General features: G+C 47.3%; 19 protein-coding genes. 3 read left to right on the forward strand and 16 right to left on the reverse strand.

The features are described 5' to 3' along the window. The first annotated feature begins 118 nt into the window (after positions 1–118). From FIT99_RS12210 to FIT99_RS12220, 3 genes are all read left to right on the forward strand, one after another. Positions 119–700: a S24 family peptidase gene (locus tag FIT99_RS12210; RefSeq protein WP_140004532.1), complete on the forward strand. Its 582-nt coding sequence runs from the start codon at positions 119–121 to the stop codon at positions 698–700. Positions 701–848: 148 nt separating this feature from the next. Further along, positions 849–1,841: a cation transporter gene (locus FIT99_RS12215; protein ID WP_140004533.1), complete on the forward strand. Its 993-nt coding sequence runs from the start codon at positions 849–851 to the stop codon at positions 1,839–1,841. Between the two features lie 97 nt (positions 1,842–1,938). Next, positions 1,939–2,757 carry an SDR family oxidoreductase gene (locus tag FIT99_RS12220; protein WP_223261217.1) on the forward strand — a complete coding sequence of 273 codons (819 nt, stop codon included), beginning with the start codon at positions 1,939–1,941 and terminating at the stop codon, positions 2,755–2,757. 2 nt (positions 2,758–2,759) lie between these two features. Here FIT99_RS12220 and FIT99_RS12225 read toward each other — a convergent pair whose 3' ends face one another. The 16 genes from FIT99_RS12225 to FIT99_RS12300 all read right to left on the reverse strand — a co-directional run bounded on the left by FIT99_RS12225 (position 2,760) and on the right by FIT99_RS12300 (position 18,525). Further along, positions 2,760–3,164: a YegP family protein gene (locus tag FIT99_RS12225; RefSeq protein WP_223261218.1), complete on the reverse strand. Its 405-nt coding sequence runs from the start codon at positions 3,162–3,164 to the stop codon at positions 2,760–2,762. Positions 3,165–3,285: 121 nt separating this feature from the next. Further along, positions 3,286–4,950 carry an energy-dependent translational throttle protein EttA gene (ettA, locus tag FIT99_RS12230; RefSeq protein WP_140004534.1) on the reverse strand — a complete coding sequence of 555 codons (1,665 nt, stop codon included), beginning with the start codon at positions 4,948–4,950 and terminating at the stop codon, positions 3,286–3,288. 115 nt (positions 4,951–5,065) lie between these two features. Beyond that, a complete protein-coding gene (locus FIT99_RS12235) occupies positions 5,066–5,530 on the reverse strand; it encodes an Hsp20 family protein (protein WP_140004535.1) in 465 nt (154 codons plus the stop codon). 125 nt (positions 5,531–5,655) lie between these two features. Then, positions 5,656–6,876, reverse strand: a complete 1,221-nt coding sequence (locus FIT99_RS12240) for an EAL and HDOD domain-containing protein (protein WP_140004536.1) — start codon at positions 6,874–6,876, stop codon at positions 5,656–5,658. Between the two features lie 189 nt (positions 6,877–7,065). Next, positions 7,066–8,901: a glutamine--fructose-6-phosphate transaminase (isomerizing) gene (glmS, locus tag FIT99_RS12245; RefSeq protein WP_140004537.1), complete on the reverse strand. Its 1,836-nt coding sequence runs from the start codon at positions 8,899–8,901 to the stop codon at positions 7,066–7,068. A gap of 4 nt (positions 8,902–8,905) precedes the next feature. Then, the gene (gene glmU / locus FIT99_RS12250; protein WP_140004538.1) at positions 8,906–10,276 is read right to left on the reverse strand and encodes a bifunctional UDP-N-acetylglucosamine diphosphorylase/glucosamine-1-phosphate N-acetyltransferase GlmU; all 1,371 of its coding nucleotides are present in this window, start codon (positions 10,274–10,276) and stop codon (positions 8,906–8,908) included. Positions 10,277–10,349: 73 nt separating this feature from the next. Then, a complete protein-coding gene (locus FIT99_RS12255; protein ID WP_140004539.1) occupies positions 10,350–10,775 on the reverse strand; it encodes a F0F1 ATP synthase subunit epsilon in 426 nt (141 codons plus the stop codon). Positions 10,776–10,850: 75 nt separating this feature from the next. Continuing rightward, positions 10,851–12,287: a F0F1 ATP synthase subunit beta gene (gene atpD / locus FIT99_RS12260; RefSeq protein WP_140004540.1), complete on the reverse strand. Its 1,437-nt coding sequence runs from the start codon at positions 12,285–12,287 to the stop codon at positions 10,851–10,853. Positions 12,288–12,383: 96 nt separating this feature from the next. Then, on the reverse strand, positions 12,384–13,253 hold the full coding sequence (atpG, locus tag FIT99_RS12265) for a F0F1 ATP synthase subunit gamma (protein WP_140004541.1): 870 nt from the start codon (positions 13,251–13,253) through the stop codon (positions 12,384–12,386). A 29-nt stretch (positions 13,254–13,282) separates the two neighbouring features. Further along, positions 13,283–14,824, reverse strand: coding sequence for a F0F1 ATP synthase subunit alpha (gene atpA / locus FIT99_RS12270; protein ID WP_140004542.1), 1,542 nt, complete (start codon positions 14,822–14,824; stop codon positions 13,283–13,285). Between the two features lie 16 nt (positions 14,825–14,840). Next, positions 14,841–15,377, reverse strand: a complete 537-nt coding sequence (locus tag FIT99_RS12275) for a F0F1 ATP synthase subunit delta (protein WP_140004543.1) — start codon at positions 15,375–15,377, stop codon at positions 14,841–14,843. A 17-nt stretch (positions 15,378–15,394) separates the two neighbouring features. Then, the gene (locus tag FIT99_RS12280) at positions 15,395–15,865 is read right to left on the reverse strand and encodes a F0F1 ATP synthase subunit B (protein WP_140004544.1); all 471 of its coding nucleotides are present in this window, start codon (positions 15,863–15,865) and stop codon (positions 15,395–15,397) included. 79 nt (positions 15,866–15,944) lie between these two features. Beyond that, positions 15,945–16,211: a F0F1 ATP synthase subunit C gene (gene atpE, locus FIT99_RS12285; protein ID WP_018987204.1), complete on the reverse strand. Its 267-nt coding sequence runs from the start codon at positions 16,209–16,211 to the stop codon at positions 15,945–15,947. A 47-nt stretch (positions 16,212–16,258) separates the two neighbouring features. Beyond that, on the reverse strand, positions 16,259–17,095 hold the full coding sequence (gene atpB / locus FIT99_RS12290; RefSeq protein WP_140004545.1) for a F0F1 ATP synthase subunit A: 837 nt from the start codon (positions 17,093–17,095) through the stop codon (positions 16,259–16,261). Between the two features lie 29 nt (positions 17,096–17,124). Then, positions 17,125–17,517, reverse strand: coding sequence for an ATP synthase subunit I (locus tag FIT99_RS12295; RefSeq protein ID WP_140004546.1), 393 nt, complete (start codon positions 17,515–17,517; stop codon positions 17,125–17,127). Between the two features lie 147 nt (positions 17,518–17,664). Next, a complete protein-coding gene (locus FIT99_RS12300; protein WP_140004547.1) occupies positions 17,665–18,525 on the reverse strand; it encodes a ParB/RepB/Spo0J family partition protein in 861 nt (286 codons plus the stop codon). Between the last annotated feature and the right edge of the window lie 45 nt (positions 18,526–18,570).

Here is an 18,570-nt window from a genome sequence, read left to right on the forward strand (position 1 = left end):
CCCTCGGAAACCTCCTCGAGCATTTAATATGTCGGGCATTTCATCAAAACTCATCTCACTCATCGGACAGAGATCCATTAATCAATGGGCTAGGGAGCATGGACTTGCACCCCAGACTGTGCACGAATGGATCAAGAATGATCGGTTACCGAGAGAGTCTGCCCTCAAAGATCTCGAGCGCAAGACTGGCCGACCTGTCGCATGGTGGATAGGGAATACCGATGAAGATGCCTCTTTGCTGGGAGCCGCTCCCAGCGCAGCGATAGAGGAAAGTGAAGCAGACATGGAGTACATTAAGTATTTCGAGCCAGGTAGCTCGAACGACTTGAATAATAACAACTATTTATTAATGCAAATCTCGAGAAATATGCTCGATGTTTCAGCCGTGACCGATGTGGACCCGAGTCATATCATTACGATTACGGTCAATACGGACACGCTGAACCCCAGTTTTAAATTGGGGGAGCAGGCACTGGTAGATACAAGTTGCCAGCACATCCATGAAGACGGTGTGTATGTCATTCAGCAGGGCAAGACGCTTAGAATTAAGCGGATTAAACTGCGGCTTGATGGTCAGATCGAAGTTCGAGGAGACGCTAGCGATGGGTTTACCCCCGAGATTTACACGCGAGAGGAAGCCGAGAAGTTTTTAATTGTCGGCAAACTGCTGCCATACCGATTTGGTAAAACAGACCTGTAGCTTGCATTATGACGTTTAAAAAACCAGCCTACGGGCTGGTTTTTTATTGCCTACAATAAAAATTGTCATCTTAATTAAGACATATATCGGACAGTATGCAATAATCAGCCAAAAAACAAACAAATAAGAAAAGGTCGGGAGAGAAGTGATGCTAAATCTAATCCGTAAATATACGAGCCGTGTTCGCAGTAACAATCCTGAACAGACGGCGCTCAAAGTCAGCCTATTTGCAACAGCGCTACTTGGTTGCACTGCAACACTATTTGCAATATGGGCTGACTCGGCGGCGCTATTGCTGGATGGGGCATTTGGCTTATCTGATATTTTATTTTCTTGGGCCGCCCTTAAAGTCAGCCGTTTGATTCAGAATGGGCACTCAAAAAATTATCCTTTCGGCTACCATGCATTTGAGGCTTTTCTCAACCTAGTCAATGCATTAATGGCCATGGCTTTATTAGTGTTTTCTGCGCTGATGGCTTTGATTGCGATCTCGCACGGAGGTAGGCACCCGCATTCCTTGGCGGTCGCTATTTTTGCGCTATTTTCTGCGATAGTGTGCCTGCTGATGTGGCGATTTACAGATGCAAAAGCAAAAGAGTCTGGCTCTGCACTCCTTAAATTGGACGTGGTGAACTGGCAAATTGATGGCCTAATCACGCTGGCAATTTCGATCGGATTTTTTATGGCCACCCTCATTGAACACACGTTTCTTGCCCGTTTTGCGCCTTATTTTGACCCGATGATTGTGCTATTTGTCTGCATCATTGCGTTTCCGGAACCGTTAAGTATTTTCAAACGGTTTTTAAAGCAACTGTTGGGTGCCAACACCATGCCTGCACTCTCAGCAAGAATTAATAGTCTGTATACATTGGCTTTTTTACAAAATTCGCCCACTTTTCATGCCTGCATCCACGAAGATTTAGATATTGAGTGCAAGTCACTAGAACTGGGCCGAATGATTTATATTTGGATAGAATTAAAGGTCCCATGCGACCACAAATTGGCACAACTATGTCATCAGTTCGAATTAAGAACAGATCTTGAGCGCCTGTATAGGCACAACTTTAAAGATAGAAATGTGTGTGTCGATGTCATTTTCACGCCCGCTAAGCAAGATTTGCAGTTTTTACAATTTGCCTAACCGCATCGCCCCGACGGGCAAGCGGATGCCACACGCCTGATACGCAAGCCCTGTATTTTGTGTCATGCTAAGTGTTTTATTTAGACAGCCGAAAGCTATGCCCGCCAGCGCCCCAGCAATGACACGCATTCTGATTACCGGTGCTTCAAGCGGGTTGGGCGCTGCGTTTGCCACCGCTTATGCCAAAAAATTGGGTGCCAATGCAATGTTGGCGCTTTGCGGCCGAAACGAAGTGGCGTTGCATCGACTAGCAGATCAACTAAGATCGTCGTTCCAATCAACTTGTGTGGTTTATCCGGCAGATGTACGCGATGCGGGAGGGATGCAAGCGATCGCAAACAATTTTATGGTGGCGCATGGCACGCCCCATATCATCATTGCCAATGCCGGCGTTAGTCGCGGGACCTTAACTGAGCATGTAGAGGATATTTCAGCGTTTCGGGCAGTGTTTGAGACCAATGTCCTCGGCATGGTACATACCTTTCAGCCCTTTATTGAGGCGATGAAACTAAGCCGAACACTTGGCGAGCCCGCGCAATTGGTCGGCATTGCCAGTGTTGCTGGCATTCGCGGCTTGCCAGGCTCAGGGGCCTACAGCGCAAGCAAAGCGGCCGCCATCACCTATTTAGAGAGCTTGCGGATTGAGATGCAACAATACAATATCCCAGTCACCACGATTGCCCCTGGTTATATTCGTACGCCGATGACCGCGGTGAACACTTACCGTATGCCGTTTTTAATGGACGCAGAGACGTTTGCAACCCATGCCTTGCGCGCAATTGCTGCACATCGCCGCTTCACCATCATCCCCTGGCAAATGGGCTTGATTGCCAGACTGATGCGGCTTATTCCTGCCAGCGTGTGGGATGCCATCATGAAAAATGCCCCGCATAAGGCGAGGCAGACTTCTGAATAGTGTTAACCGGCTGTCAGGTCTTTGATGACTTTAGAGGCGCCATAATTTTTGACTGACGCAATCCCTTTATCACGCGCCGCTTCTGAAGCATACATTTGGCTGGTACCAATAATTTGATGGTTACCGGCGAGCAGATTGAAATAAGGTCTACCGTCTTTTGCGGCCAATGCTTGATAGCGCGCATCCAACGCACTATTTGTTTGTACCGATGTAATACCATTGAGCGCCGCGGCTTTCGTGGTGTACTGCTCACTCCTCAAAATCGGCTCACTATTACCTGCTTTTAATACAAAACTAAATTGTTCCGTCTTGTCACTTTTTGTCAGCTCAAACCAACCTGCCATACTTTCTTCTCCCCAAAATAGTGCATCTAAAAGGTTTTTGTAAATTGCAAAATAATCTTGCATGCATCGCATACCCCTTGTAAATAAGGAGTAAGGGTTAAACGTTCATTTACTGCTGTTTGTCTTTTATTTACAACAGGGCTCAGTGATAAAAAAAGCCCATCCGTCAGAATGGGCTTTTGCATTAACGCGTAATCGGTTTGTATCGAATGCGTTTGGGTTTTGCCCCTTCTTCACCAAGGCGTTTTTTCTTATCGGCTTCATATTCTTGATAATTGCCATTAAAGAAGGTCCATTGTGAGTCGCCTTCTGCCGCAAGTATGTGCGTGGCAATTCTGTCCAAAAACCAGCGATCGTGAGAGGTGACCAACACGCAACCCGAATATTCTAACAAGGCGTCTTCTAACGCCCGCAAGGTTTCGACATCCAGATCATTAGAAGGCTCATCTAATAGCAAAACATTGGCGCCAGAGATGAGTGTTTTAGCCAAATGCAACCGGCCACGCTCACCGCCTGACAGCTGGCCAACGATTTTCTGTTGATCACCACCTTTGAAATTGAACCGGCCAATATACGCTCGGCTAGGCATTTCAAACTTGCCCACAGACAAGATATCCAACCCACCAGAAATCGCCTCAAACACGGTTTTATCGTTATCCAAGCCATCACGCGTTTGATCCACGGCAGCCAATTTGACCGTGGGGCCAGTGATAATTTCGCCGCTATCTGCTTGCTCTTTACCTTGAAGCATGCGGAAGAGGGTAGATTTACCGGCACCGTTAGGACCAATCACGCCCACGATTGCCCCGGGCGGAATGGTGAACGATAGATCATCGATCAGCAGCCGATCACCAAAGCCTTTAGAAACATTTTTAAATTCAATGACCTGATTGCCTAGACGCTCACCCGGCGGAATGAAGATTTCTTGCGTTTCATTGCGGCGCTGATACTCAACACTAGACATTTCTTCATAACGCGCTAAACGCGCTTTACTCTTGCTTTGACGTGCCTTGGCGCCTTGACGCACCCATTCCAGCTCTTGCTTCATGGCTTTACGGTGCGCATCCTCCTGCTTTTGCTCTAAAGCTAATCGATCTTCTTTTTGCTCAAGCCAACTGGAGTAGTTCCCTTTCCATGGAATGCCTTCACCACGGTCTAGCTCCAAAATCCACTCGGCGGCGTTATCAAGAAAATAGCGATCATGGGTCACCGCAACGACGGTGCCGGGAAAGCGCACCAAGAATTGTTCCAGCCATTCAACGGATTCAGCATCCAGGTGGTTGGTTGGCTCATCCAGCAACAGCATATCGGGTTGGGAGAGCAGCAGTTTACACAGCGCAACGCGGCGTTTTTCACCGCCAGATAACGGCCCAATCATCGCGTCCCAAGGCGGTAAACGTAAGGCATCGGCAGCGATTTCAAGTTGCTGCTCGACATCGCTTCCACTTGCAGCCAGAATATTTTCATATTTGGCTTGCGCTTCAGCGAGCTGATCAAAATCGGCATCTGGCTCAGCATATGCTGCGTAAATTTCTTCTAGCTTTTGTTTGGCTTCCATGATCGCGCCAAGGCCTGCCTCAACTTCTTGACGCACGGTTTTATTTGGATCTAACTGCGGCTCTTGCGGTAAATAACCAATCGATAGATTGGGCTGCCATTGCACTTCGCCTTCATACTCTTTGTCAGCGCCCGCCATGATACGAAGCACGGTAGACTTTCCTGAGCCGTTTAACCCGAGCAAACCAATTTTTGCGCCGGGGAAAAAAGACAGTGAGATGTTTTTGATGATTTGCCGTTTGGGCGGCACGACTTTGCTCACGCGGAGCATGGACATCACATATTGCGCCATGAGAGATTCCAGGACAAGGGTTTGAAAGGCCCTATTTTAATACGCACGCTTGAAATTAGCTTGTATATAAATACGCAGCAACAAAAAAGGGCCCAAAGGCCCTTTGGCTGGCGAGTTAGGCGGCCGCCTTTTGTTCGATAAAAGAGGCTGGCGCATGCTCTGTGGTGCCAATTTGAATTTTGCGCGGTTTGAGCGCTTCAGGAATCTCGCGTAATAATGCAATGGTCAATAAGCCATTTTCGAGATGGGCATGGGTGACTTTAACGTGATCAGCCAGCTGAAATTTATGCTCGAAGTCACGCGTGGCAATGCCTCGGTGCAGATAATTGGCTTGTTGCTCTTTTTTAACTTTACGGCCGGTGACGCGTAAAGACTGATGTTCACTTTCTATGTCCAACTCGTCTTGATGAAATCCGGCGACAGCCATGACAATTTTGTAAGTGTTTTCGTCGACCAGTTCAATATTGTAGGGTGGGTAGCTGATTTCATTTTCATTACGCTGATTTTCGTTAAGCATTTTAGCTAAGCGGTCAAAACCAATCGCAGTTCTGTAGAAAGGGCTTAAATCATAAGTACGCATATCGTTGATCCTTTTAAAATGAAGCGATGAACACATTGCACAGGCCTCAAACAACAAGCGCCTGTATTTTCAATATGGGCATACGTTTTATTTTTTCAAGCGGGGGAGAGGTGTGATTCTCCGGATCAAATTCCCAAGGCTTCAGTCCAAGCGAGCGCATCCATATGACACTGGTTCACCTTGTCAGGGTTGAGTTGTAGCATGGCCGCTAATTGCAAAATCTCTTCGTTATTGGCATCTTCGCAGGCCTCTGTCAGCTTCAAAAATGGACCAAAAATGCCTTCACGCCTCACTAAGGCATCGACGATCGCCTCTGGCAATTGCAATTTTTCGAGCACATTTTCCATCGGCACCTTGAGCATGATGTCGAGTAATGAAAAAACACCGACCACGAATAAATTATCGCGATCACGCTTTTCAAAGAAAGGCTCCCCGAGCAGTTCAGTGAGTCGGCCACGTGTGATAGACGTTTTCATCAGGGCAGGGGAGCTACTATTATTGCCAGCCGTCACCATCAACAAAGTCAACCAACGATAGAGCTGGTTACGGCCCAAAATCGTCAACGCGTGTCCGATCGACTGCACCTCGCACGACAGGCCAAAGCCTACCGAATTAATGTAGCGCAGTAATTTATAACTCAGGGTGGTGTCGCGCTTGAAGCCATTTTCTATGGTTTTGTTTTCCGCATCCTGGCTCACCAGATTCAGCAAATGCAATACACCGTCAAAACTTGGATTAATCACTTTGCTATTCAGGTTTTCTGGTCTGGCATAAAAATAACCCTGAAACTGTTGATAGCCCGCCTCTAACAGAGCAGTAAATTGCGCATTTTGCTCGACTTTTTCGGCAATCAACTGGCAACCGGTGGCTTGGTATTTTTTTAACCATTGTGTGGCTTGTACAATATCTACATCGCGCATGTCTAGTTTGATGTAATCGGCATAAGGGATTAATGCCTCTAGCTGCGCGTGATGCTGTGGGTTGTCTAGCGCAATTTTAAATTTGTTTGTTTTAAGCTCGCGACAACGCTCAATGATTTCAGCAGTGACTTCTACTGAATTCACCACTTCGAGGACGGTTTTTTCTGCCGGCATTAACTCCAAAAACACGCTACTGAGCATCAGGCGGTCAACGTTGATAAAGGCTAATTGCTGGCCGAGTAACCAATTCTCATGCATCTCATCCATCGTTGTGGACAAAATTTTGGCGCAAGTTTGAATATCCTCTTCAAAAGGCGCATTGGTGCCATTCTGATCATTTCTGAAAAAGAACTCGTAACCAATAATCTCTTGCTGACTATTCACAATTGGCTGACGACCAATAATACTATGTTGCGACGTAGACATGACTGCTTTCCTGATGAGCACCGAATATCATTGTAAGCGAAGCGGGCTTTTTTCTTGTTTGAAAAAAGCCCGGAATGTGTCTGCTTTTCTAGTCTTTACGTTTGTATTACCCGGCTTTATCGTCCACCAAATATGCCGCGCCTTGTGCTGCTCACGCGGCAGATCGCCAGTCACAAAAAGCCTACAGGCTTATTCAACCGTCACACTTTTAGCAAGGTTTCGTGGTTTATCGACATCCGTGCCTTTAAGTAGGGCGACATGGTAAGCCAGCAATTGCACTGGAATCACATGCAAAATGGGCGACAATACGCCAACATGGCGCGGTGTGCGGATGACATGTACGCCTTCTGACTCTTTAAAGTGGCTATCGGCATCGGCAAACACGAACAATTCACCACCACGCGCTTTTACTTCTTGCATGTTGGACTTTACTTTTTCAAGCAACGCATCATTGGGTGCAATCACCACGACAGGCATATTGTTATCCACCAAAGCCAACGGCCCGTGTTTCAGCTCTCCAGCTGGATAGGCCTCTGCGTGAATATAAGAGATTTCTTTCAGCTTGAGTGCGCCTTCCATGGCAATTGGGTAGTGAATGCCTCGTCCAAGGAACAATGCATGCTCTTTATCACCAAAGCGATGTGCCCATTCACGAATCTGCGGCTCTAAATTTAAGGCAATCTGCACGCTACCGGTTAGCTGGCGCAGGTCAGACAAATACTGCTGTTCTTGGGCTTCAGTTAACAGGCCGCGCACTTTGCTCAGTGTCACTGCAAGCACAAATAATGCAATCAGTTGGGTGGTGAAGGCTTTGGTGCTGGCAACGCCAATTTCAGCGCCAGCCCGCGTGTAGAATATTAAGGAGGATGCGCGTGGAATCGCACTTTCTTGCACATTGCAAATCGCCAAGCTGTGACGATGGCCGAGTTTTTGGGCATGCTTCAGCGCTTCCATGGTGTCAAGGGTTTCGCCCGACTGTGAGATAGTCACAATCAATTGATTCGGATTCGGCACCGATTCACGATAGCGATATTCACTGGCGATTTCTACTGAAGTGGGTATCTTTGCAATACTTTCCAGCCAGTATTTTGCAGTCAACCCGGCGTAATAGCTGGTCCCAGCAGCGAGGATCAATACACTATCGACTTTGGACAGCACTGCCGCTGCCGATTGGCCAAACAATTCACTTCTAAAAGCACCATCATCGATCAGTGCCTCAATCGTATCGCTTATTGCACGTGGCTGTTCGTAGATTTCTTTTTGCATGAAATGGCTGTATGGTCCCAACTCAAGGGAGGCCAGAGACACATCGCTCAGATGAATTTTGCGCGACACCACTTCATCCTGTTTGTCGATAATCACCACCGAATCTGTTTGCAACGTGGCTACATCGCCATCTTCCAGATAGATCACTTTGCGGGTCGCTGACAACACCGCCGAGACATCAGAGGCCACAAAGTTTTCGCCCTCACCCAGTCCTATTAACAAGGGACAACCGAGGCGCGCAACCACCATTTTGGTCGGCTGATCCAACGCGATCACACTAATGGCATACGCACCGGTCAACTCTGCAATGGCTTTTTTTACAGCGGTTAATAAATCATGAGATTGTTGGTAATAGTGATGCACCAAATGCGCAATCACCTCGGTATCCGTTTGCGAATAAAACTGATAGCCGAGTGCTTTTAAGCGGTCTCTTTGTTCATCGTGATTTTCGATAATACCGTTATGTACCACTGCGATCTGTGCCTGATCTTGCGCAGGGGATACGTGTGGGTGCGCGTTCTGTTCAGTGACACCCCCATGCGTTGCCCATCGGGTATGGCCAATGCCAACGGTGCCGTGCATGCCTTCTGCTTTTAGCGCCAACTCCGAAACGCGACCTACCGCCCGTGCACGCTCTATGTGCTGGTTGAGTATTGCGATCCCTGCCGAATCATAGCCACGATACTCTAGTCGACTTAACCCCTCAATCAAGAGTGGAACGATATTTCTAGTTGAAACCGCACCGACAATCCCACACATACGCTTATTTTTTCACCTTTTGTGGACGTTTCCATCCCTGAATTGATCTTTGCCCGCGCGCACGGCATAAGGTTAACGTCTCTGCCGGCACATCTTTGGTAATCGTCGAGCCTGCTGCAATGGTCGCCCCATGACCAACGGTTACAGGAGCCACTAATTGGGTATCTGAGCCTACAAATACATGATCTTCAATCACTGTTTTATGTTTATTGGCACCATCATAATTGCAGGTGATGACGCCAGCCCCAATATTGACATGAGCGCCAATGCTGGCATCACCCACATAACTCAGGTGATTCACTTTACTGCCTAAGCCGATCGTCGCATTTTTAATTTCAACAAAATTGCCAATATGCGTATCCGCCGCCAACTGGGCGCCAGGCCGCAAGCGAGCAAAAGGGCCGATTTTACTGTCTTTGCCGATATTCGCTTGGTCGACATGCGTAAAAGCGGCTATTTGTGTGCCTTGTGCAATCGTTGCATCGCGAATGACGCAATGAGGTCCAATGTACACACCATCTTCTAGGATGACGTTGCCCTCAAACACACAGTTAACATCAATCACCACATCTCTACCACATTGCAATGCGCCCCGAATATCAATCCGCTGTGCATCTAACAAGGTGACGCCCTGTGTCATCAGCGAATTGGCTTGGCGCTGTTGGTACTCTCGTTCGATTTGTTGCAGATCCAGTTTCGAATTGATGCCGGTAACAGACCAGGCATCTTTCACCACATAGGGTATAACTGGGCGACCTTCAAGCACGGATAGACTGATGATATCCGTCAGGTAATATTCTTTTTGAGCGTTTTGATTGGTGATTTTACCCAACCAAGTTTTCAATTGCGCATTTGGCATCGCCATAATGCCAGTATTAACCTCTTTAATTTGGCGCTGCGCCTCGCTCGCGTCTTTATGTTCGACGATGCCTACCACCTCATCTCGCGCATTACGTACGATGCGGCCGTAACCACAAGGGTCAGCCTTAATAAATGTCTGCACCACCAATTGCTGGTCTGCATGTTCCAACATGGCTCGACAAGCGGCAACATCCACTAAAGGTACGTCTCCCAGCAAAATGAGCGTTTTACCCTCGGCAGGCAAACTCGGTAACGCCTGCTGTACTGCGTGCCCAGTGCCTAATTGTTCAGCTTGTAATACCCACCGCAAATCGGTACCGGGTGTTTGTTGTTGGACTAATTCGCCACCAAAACCATACACCACTGTTATGTTTTGTGGTTGCAATTGTCTCGCCGCATCAATCACATGATGCAAAATAGGCTTGCCACCTACCGCATGCAGTACTTTAGGCAGGGCAGATTGCATTCGAGTGCCTTTGCCCGCTGCCAAGATTACAATATTTAAATTACTCATATGCTTATTTTATCTCAGAAACAAAAAAGGCGGCTCGAAAGCCGCCTGTTTTATTACTAGTCCCGTGCGCAATCTAGTGCACAGATTTACGCAATTTTTGGATTGCCTGAATTTGCGCAATTGCTTCAGCGAGCTCAGCTTGTGCTGCGGCGTAATCAATATCTGATGAGCGGTTACGCAAAGCTTCTTCAGCAGCTTCTTTTGCTGCAACAGCTTTCGCTTCATCTAAATCTTGACCACGAATGGCTGTGTCTGCCAATACTGTTACTAACCCCGGTTGCACTTCTAACATGCCACCAGAAATGTAAATCACAGTTTCATCTTGCTCGTTAGCTTGCTTGATACGCAAGGCACCCGGCTTGATCGTTGTAATCATAGGTGCGTGATGTGGATAAATACCCACTTCGCCTGTTCCCGCTGGTGCCACCACAAATTCGGCTTCACCAGAGAAGATAGACGCTTCGGCACTCACAACATCGATATGCACAGTATTTGCCATAATGTTCTCTTTTCTATATCACTGAAATTCGTTTAAACAAGCAAATCTTGCTAGATCTGCTTGTTTCCACCTGCATTAGTTCAGTGTTTTAGCCTTTTCAACCGCTTCTTCAATGCCACCCACCATGTAGAACGCTTGCTCTGGCAGATGATCGTATTCGCCAGCAACAATGGCTTTAAAGCCTTTGATGGTTTCTTTCAGTGGTACGTATTTACCTGGTGCGCCGGTAAACACTTCAGCCACGTGGAAAGGTTGTGACAAGAAACGTTGGATCTTACGTGCACGACCCACAGCCAATTTGTCTTCTGGAGACAATTCGTCCATACCCAGAATCGCGATAATGTCCCGCAGTTCTTTGTAGCGTTGCAGTGTTTGCTGCACGCTGCGTGCAACCGCGTAGTGCTCTTCACCAACAACCAATGGGTCTAACTGGCGTGAGGTAGAATCTAACGGGTCAACCGCTGGATAAATACCCAATGATGCAATGTCACGTGACAATACAACGGTGGAGTCCAAATGTTGGAAGGTCGTCGCTGGTGATGGGTCAGTCAAGTCATCCGCAGGCACGTAAACGGCTTGAATAGAAGTAATAGAGCCCACTTTTGTAGAGGTAATACGCTCTTGCAAACGACCCATTTCATCAGCCAACGTTGGTTGGTAACCCACGGCTGATGGCATACGGCCTAGCAACGCTGATACTTCAGTACCAGCCAATGTGTAGCGGTAGATGTTATCCACAAAGAACAAGACATCACGGCCTTCATCACGGAATTTTTCCGCCATGGTCAAACCAGACAAAGCCACGCGCAGACGGTTGCCCGGAGGTTCGTTCATCTGACCGAACACCATAGCTACTTTTGACTCTTTCATGTTGTCTAGCTTGATGACGCCAGCATCTGCCATCTCGTGGTAGAAGTCATTACCTTCACGCGTACGCTCACCAACACCGGCAAATACTGACAAACCAGAGTGCTGTTTCGCGATGTTGTTAATCAGTTCAAGCATGTTCACGGTTTTACCTACACCCGCACCACCGAACAGACCCACTTTACCGCCCTTAGCAAAAGGACAGACCAAGTCAATCACCTTGATGCCCGTTTCCAACAGATCTACGGAAGGGGACAAGTCTTCGAAAGCAGGTGCTTTTTGGTGAATTGAACGGAACTCGGTGGAGTCGATTGGACCCACTTCATCAATTGGGCGGCCCAGTACGTCCATAATACGACCCAAGGTACCTTCACCGACTGGCACAGAAATCGCTGAGCCAGTGTTTCTGAAGGTGGTACCGCGTGCCAGACCATCTGAAGAACCCATGGCAATGGTACGAACCACGCCGTCACCCAATTGCTGTTGTACTTCTAAGGTTAAGCCAGCTTCTGCATTGTTATCCGCTGCTTCAATGATTAATGCATCGAACACTTTAGGCATTTGATCACGTGGAAACTCCACGTCAACCACAGCGCCAATACACTGTACTACCTTACCTGTTACTACTTGATTTGCCTTTGCCATTTTCTTTTCCTAACTGTATGAGTCAGATCTAATTGAATTCTTTCACTTACGTTTGCTTGTCGCGTTTGGGCGGCAAGCATTTACAAAACGTACGCCTTAGGACGAGACCGCTGCTGCACCGCCGACGATTTCTGAAATTTCTTTGGTAATTGCCGCCTGACGGGCTTTGTTGTAAACCAATTTCAACTCGCCAATTACGTTTTTCGCATTGTCAGAAGCAGACTTCATCGCGACCATACGTGCAGATTGCTCAGAAGCCATGTTTTCAGCCACTGCGTTATAAATCAGTGATTCGATGTAACGCGTCATCAACTCATCTACCACCGGTTGCGCTTCGGGTTCATAAATATAATCCCAATGGCCGTTCGGGCTACCCAATTGCTCACCGGTCAGTGGCAACAATTGTTGCATGGTCGGCTCTTGCTTCATGGTGTTGATAAATTTGGTGTAGCAGATGTAAAGCTGATCGATTTCACCGGCAATGTAAGCATCAAGCATCACCTTGATCGACCCGATCAATTTTTCTAGATGCGGCGTATCACCAAGACCTGTGATGTGTGACTGCACTTTCGCGCCGATGCGGTTCATAAAGCCGTAGCCTTTGTTACCGATCGCGCTAACGCTAATCCCTTTGCCTTCCGCTTCCCAAGCTTTCATCTGGTTTAAAGACAAACGTAATACGTTTGTATTCAAACCACCGCACAAGCCTTTATCGGAGCTGACAACAATCAGACCCACATTTTTCACCACGTCGCGCTTAATCAAGAACGGATGACGATACTCGGACTGTGCGAAAGAGAGGTGGGCCGCCACGTTGCGAATTTTGTCCGCATAAGGGCGAGAAGCACGCATTCTATCTTGCGCCTTACGCATTTTAGAAGCGGCAACCATCTCCATCGCTTTGGTGATCTTGCGTGTATTTTCAACACTCTTGATCTTGGTTCTAATCTCTTTACTACCTGCCATATTTGGTTCCTAAGTCGAAGTGTCAGAGATTAATAAGCGTTTGTTGCTTTGAAGTCTTGAATCGCAGCTTCTAATGCTTTCTCGTTGTCACCACTCAGGTCTTTGCTGGATTCAATTGCATCAATAATTTGCTTGTACTTAGAGTTCAAGAAACCATGTAATGCATTTTCAAATGCCAATACCTTGTTGGTCGGCACGTCATCAAAGAAACCTTTATTGGCTGCAAATAAGCTCACGCCCATGTTTGCAACGTTCAATGGTGCGTATTGTGCTTGTTTCATCAACTCAGTAAACATACGACCGCGGTCTAACTGTTTGCGGGTTGCTTCATCCAGATCAGAGGCAAACTGCGCAAAGGCAGCCAATTCACGATATTGGGCCAATGCCAAACGTACGCCACCACCCAATTTTTTGATGATTTTGGTTTGTGCAGCACCGCCTACGCGAGAGACTGAGATACCGGCGTTAATCGCTGGACGCACGCCCGCGTTAAACAAATCCGTTTCCAAGAAAATCTGGCCATCGGTAATCGAAATCACGTTGGTTGGAACGAATGCTGACACGTCACCAGCTTGGGTTTCAATCACTGGTAGAGCGGTCAGTGAACCGGTTTTACCTTTGACTTCACCATTTGTGAATTTTTCAACATACTCTTCGTTCACACGCGCTGCGCGCTCTAACAAACGTGAGTGGATGTAGAACACGTCACCTGGATAAGCTTCACGGCCTGGTGGGCGACGCAACAGCAAGGAGATTTGACGGTAAGCAACCGCTTGTTTGGACAAGTCATCATAAACGATCAATGCGTCTTGACCACGGTCACGGAAGTATTCACCCATCGTACAACCTGCGTAAGGGGCTAAGAATTGCAATGCAGCGGAGTCTGAAGCTGTTGCAGCAACCACAATGGTATAAGCCATCGCGCCATGCTCTTCCAGTTTACGTACCACGTTAGCGACTGTTGAAGCCTTTTGGCCAACAGCGACGTAGATACAGGTCATGTTCTGACCTTTTTGGTTGATGATCGCATCCACCGCAACCGCTGTTTTACCAGTTTGACGGTCGCCAATGATCAACTCACGTTGACCACGGCCTACCGGCACCATTGAGTCAATTGACTTCAAGCCAGTTTGAACAGGTTGTGACACAGATTTACGTGCAATCACACCTGGGGCGATTTTTTCAATTTTGTCTGTCAATTTTGCATTGACTGGGCCTTTACCATCAATCGGTTGACCCAAGGCATTCACCACGCGGCCAATTAATTCAGGGCCAACCGGCACTTCCAGAATACGGCCTGTACACTTACATGTGTCGCCTTCTGTAATGTGTTCGTATTCGCCCAATACCACTGCACCCACGGAGTCACGCTCGAGGTTCAAAGCCAAACCAAAAGTGTTGCCAGGAAACTCAATCATCTCGCCGGACATCACGTTAGACAAACCATGGATACGCACAATGCCGTCTGTAACGGAAATTACGGTACCTTGAGTGCGGGCTTCCGCAGAGGTAGAGAAGTTTTCTAAACGGCTCTTGATGAGCTCGCTAATCTCTGATGTAGATAACTGCATTTAATTCTCCTATGCCTTATGCGGTGAGCGTATAGGCTAAATTTTGTAACTGACCTTGGACAGACGCGTCGATAACGGTGTCGCCAACAATAATTTTGATGCCGCCGATGATTTCCGGATCTACCGAAACGCTTGCTTCAATTTTCTTGCCGAACTTAGCTTCCAGACGTTTTACCAAATCCTTGGTTTGTGTCGCTGTCAGTTTGGCAGCTGCAATGATCTGCGCGTCCAAGGTGCCTTCGTCTTGTGCTTTTAGCGCTTCAAAAGCGTCAGCAATGGCTGGCAATAAGGATAAACGGCCATATTCAACCAAAATTTTGATCAAATTCTGCCCTTGTTCGTTGAGCTTGTCGCCACAAACCTTCAGGAATGCTGTTTCGATATCAGCTGCATTCAGCTTAGGGTTATCAATCAGGGTTTTCATTTGGTCATTTGCTGCGACTGCCGCGGCCAATGCCAACATTTCAGACCATGCTGCGAGTGCCTTCGTTTCTTTGCCGAGCTTATAAGCTGCAACAGCATAAGGCCTTGCAATGGTTGAGATTTCAGCCATGTTTTATCCCTTTTACCTTAAAGTTCCGCAGCGAGTTTAGTCAACATTTCGCTGTGCGCTTTAGCGTCGATTTCTTTACGCAGGATTTTTTCTGCGCCAGCCACGGCCAATGTAGAAACCTGTGCGCGTAAACCTTCTTTGGCACGGTTAACTTCTTGATCGATTTCAGCTTTAGCACCCGCGATAATGCGATCACCTTCAGCCTTGGCATTACCCTTGGCTTCGTCAATGATTTGAGCGGCACGTTTTTCAGCTTGCCCAATGATCTCACTTGCCTTTTGTTTGGCCTCGTTCAATGTGGTTTCAGATTTTTTGGCAGCCACCTCTAGGGCGCTTCTGCCCTCTTGGGCAGCAGCCAAACCATCTGCGATTTCCTTTTGACGCGCTTCAATCGCTTTTAACAGCGGCGGCCAAACGAATTTCACCGTGAACCAGATCAACACTGCAAATGCAATAGCTTGCGCGATGAGTGTGAAATTAATATTCATTTTGGATCCATCATACTGATTGGTTGAAAGGTTTAAGACAGACCTTAAACCCTACCGGGCGGAGATAACCAAGTAAAAATTACTTGGCAACAACGCTCAACAATGGGTTTGCAAATGCAAACATCATTGCCAGACCAACACCGATAATGAAAGACGCGTCGATCAGACCCAACAGCAAGAATACTTTACCTTGCAGGGCTGGGATCATTTCTGGTTGACGGGCTGCGCCTTCCAAGAAACTTGCACACATGATACCGATACCGATACAGGCGCCAGCAGCACCCAAACCAATAATCAAACCGATACCAACGCCTGTGTAGGCTTGAATCAATGCTAATGCTTCCATTTAATACCCTCTCTTATAAACAATTAAAAACAACTACAAAGTCAAAACTAGTGAGACTCATGCGCCATGGCCAAGTAGACCACAGTCAACATCATAAAAATAAATGCTTGCAACGCAACAATCAGAATATGGAAGATAGACCAACCAGCACCCAAGATGGCACCGAAAATAGTCCCGGTCAGCCCAGTGGCTGCCCACATACCCAGCAGCAAGAAAATAATTTCGCCGGCGTACATGTTGCCGAACAAACGTAAAGAGTGAGAGAGTGGCTTAGAAACGTATTCAATTAAGTTGAACAAGAAGTTTGCTGGCCAAACGAGTGGATTGCTACCGAATGGCGAACAAAACAGCTCATGAATCCAACCACCCAAGCCCTTGGCTTTGATGGAGAAGTAGATCATTAAAAACCACACCGCCAACGCTAAGGCAAATGTGGTGTTGATATCTGACGTTGGCACAATGCGCCATTTGGCGTGTTCACCGCCAAAAAATGAAACAATCCCTGCAATCCAATCCACAGGCAAAAAGTCCATAGAGTTCATCGCAAGCACCCAAATAAACACTGTTAATGCGGTGGGCGCAATGAAAGCATGGCGGTCGCCATGAAAAATATTTTTTACTTGATCATCCACAAATCCAAACACTAGCTCAACAAATGCTTGTCTTTTGGTGGGCACGCCGGCGGTTGCGCCACGCGCTACCCACCAAATCAAGCCCATCACCAGCAAACCAAGCACCACTGAGGTGAGCAGGGTATCGTAGTGCAACACCCAAAAGCCTTCGCCAGCGCTGTTTCCGTTGACCCCTTGCGCATTAAAGCTCAGGTGGTGGGCGATATATTCGGAAGGGGTGAGTTCTACGTTTTGTGTGTGTTCGGTTGTCATATCTTCAAACTGTTTTTAAATTAACGTGTCTACACATCTACTTGTGATTTCGCCAAGGCAGCACCAGAAAACAGTGCTGCTGCAGCCAACCCTGAAATCAACGCAAATGGCACCAGTGCGTGATACAGCCTAAAAACCACAAATAAGATAATCGCGATGATTAATATTTTAATTGCTTCGGCCTTGAGCAAATTTAGCAAAATTGCTGTTGGATCTGTTTTGTTGCTGCCTTTTTCTGCAATTTTTGCAGCAAACCATGCAGCAATTACGACAGAAATGCCACCCATCAACGCTGATATTGCGGCGGATTGGTTGCCCACGGCATAAGCAATCAAAGTGACAGCTCCCGTTGCGATTAACTGCCAACGGAGCATATTGCTGTAAAGCGACATGCCAGCCGCAGGGTGTTGTTGACCGCTCATGGGGTTTGACCGCTAAAATTCAAGGCTAAATACTACAAAGACGCGAGATTTTGAATTATCTACCGACCGAAGTCAAGCACCATACAAGACTTAACTGTCTGAATGTGTGGGAAAAATCTGCATTCACTGCAAGATAAGTGATTTAACTTATGATTTCTGGTGATTATCAGTGAGTTTTGCTATCCAATCATCCAGTTGATCAAGATTTGCAAAGCTTAATTTAAGCACACCAGCACCGCTCGCTTTACTACTAATCGCCACCTCAGCCCCTAGTTGCTCACTAAGTTGATTTTGCAAATGCGCCACATCAGGATGCACAGATGGTTTTGCCTTTTTAGCACTCGACGGCTCAGACTGAATCAAGCGTTCTACTTCTCGCACAGATAGCCCATCCTGCACAACCTTGTTGGCCAGCAAGATTTGCTGTGCCGGCTCACTTCCCACCAACGCGCGTGCATGCCCCATATCAATTTGATTATCGAGCAACATATCTTGCACCATCGGCGTCAACGTTAATAAGCGCAACAAATTGGAGACAGCCACCCGAGATCGACCAACTGCTTCGGCCGCTTTTTCATGCGTCATCTCAAATTCATCGATTAAACGTTTGATCCCCATGGCTTCTTCTAAAGGGTTTAGATCTTCACGCTGGATATTTTCGATCAAGGCCATTGCCAACGCCGCTTCATCCGCAATCTCTCGTACCAACACTGGGACTTCGCTCAATCCAGCTTTTTGTGAGGCACGCCAACGGCGTTCGCCAGCAATAATTTCAAACTTTTCTGGGGCCACCTCACGCACCAGAATTGGCTGCATAATACCCTGCGTTGCAATGGAGTCGGCCAGCGTTTGTAGCGTTTCTTCATTCATATAAGAGCGGGGTTGATATTTACCTGGTTGCAGCTGACCCACCGGCAGTGTTCGCAACGCCTCTGACGAAGCAATACTCTCTGTATCGCCTGATAACAACGCGTCCAGTCCACGTCCAAGTCCTTTGGGTTTTACCATGCTGCCATTTCCTTTAATATTTTTTTAAATGTAAGGGGGATAGAT

Source organism: Methylophilus medardicus (genome assembly GCF_006363955.1).
Lineage (GTDB): Bacteria > Pseudomonadota > Gammaproteobacteria > Burkholderiales > Methylophilaceae > Methylophilus > Methylophilus medardensis.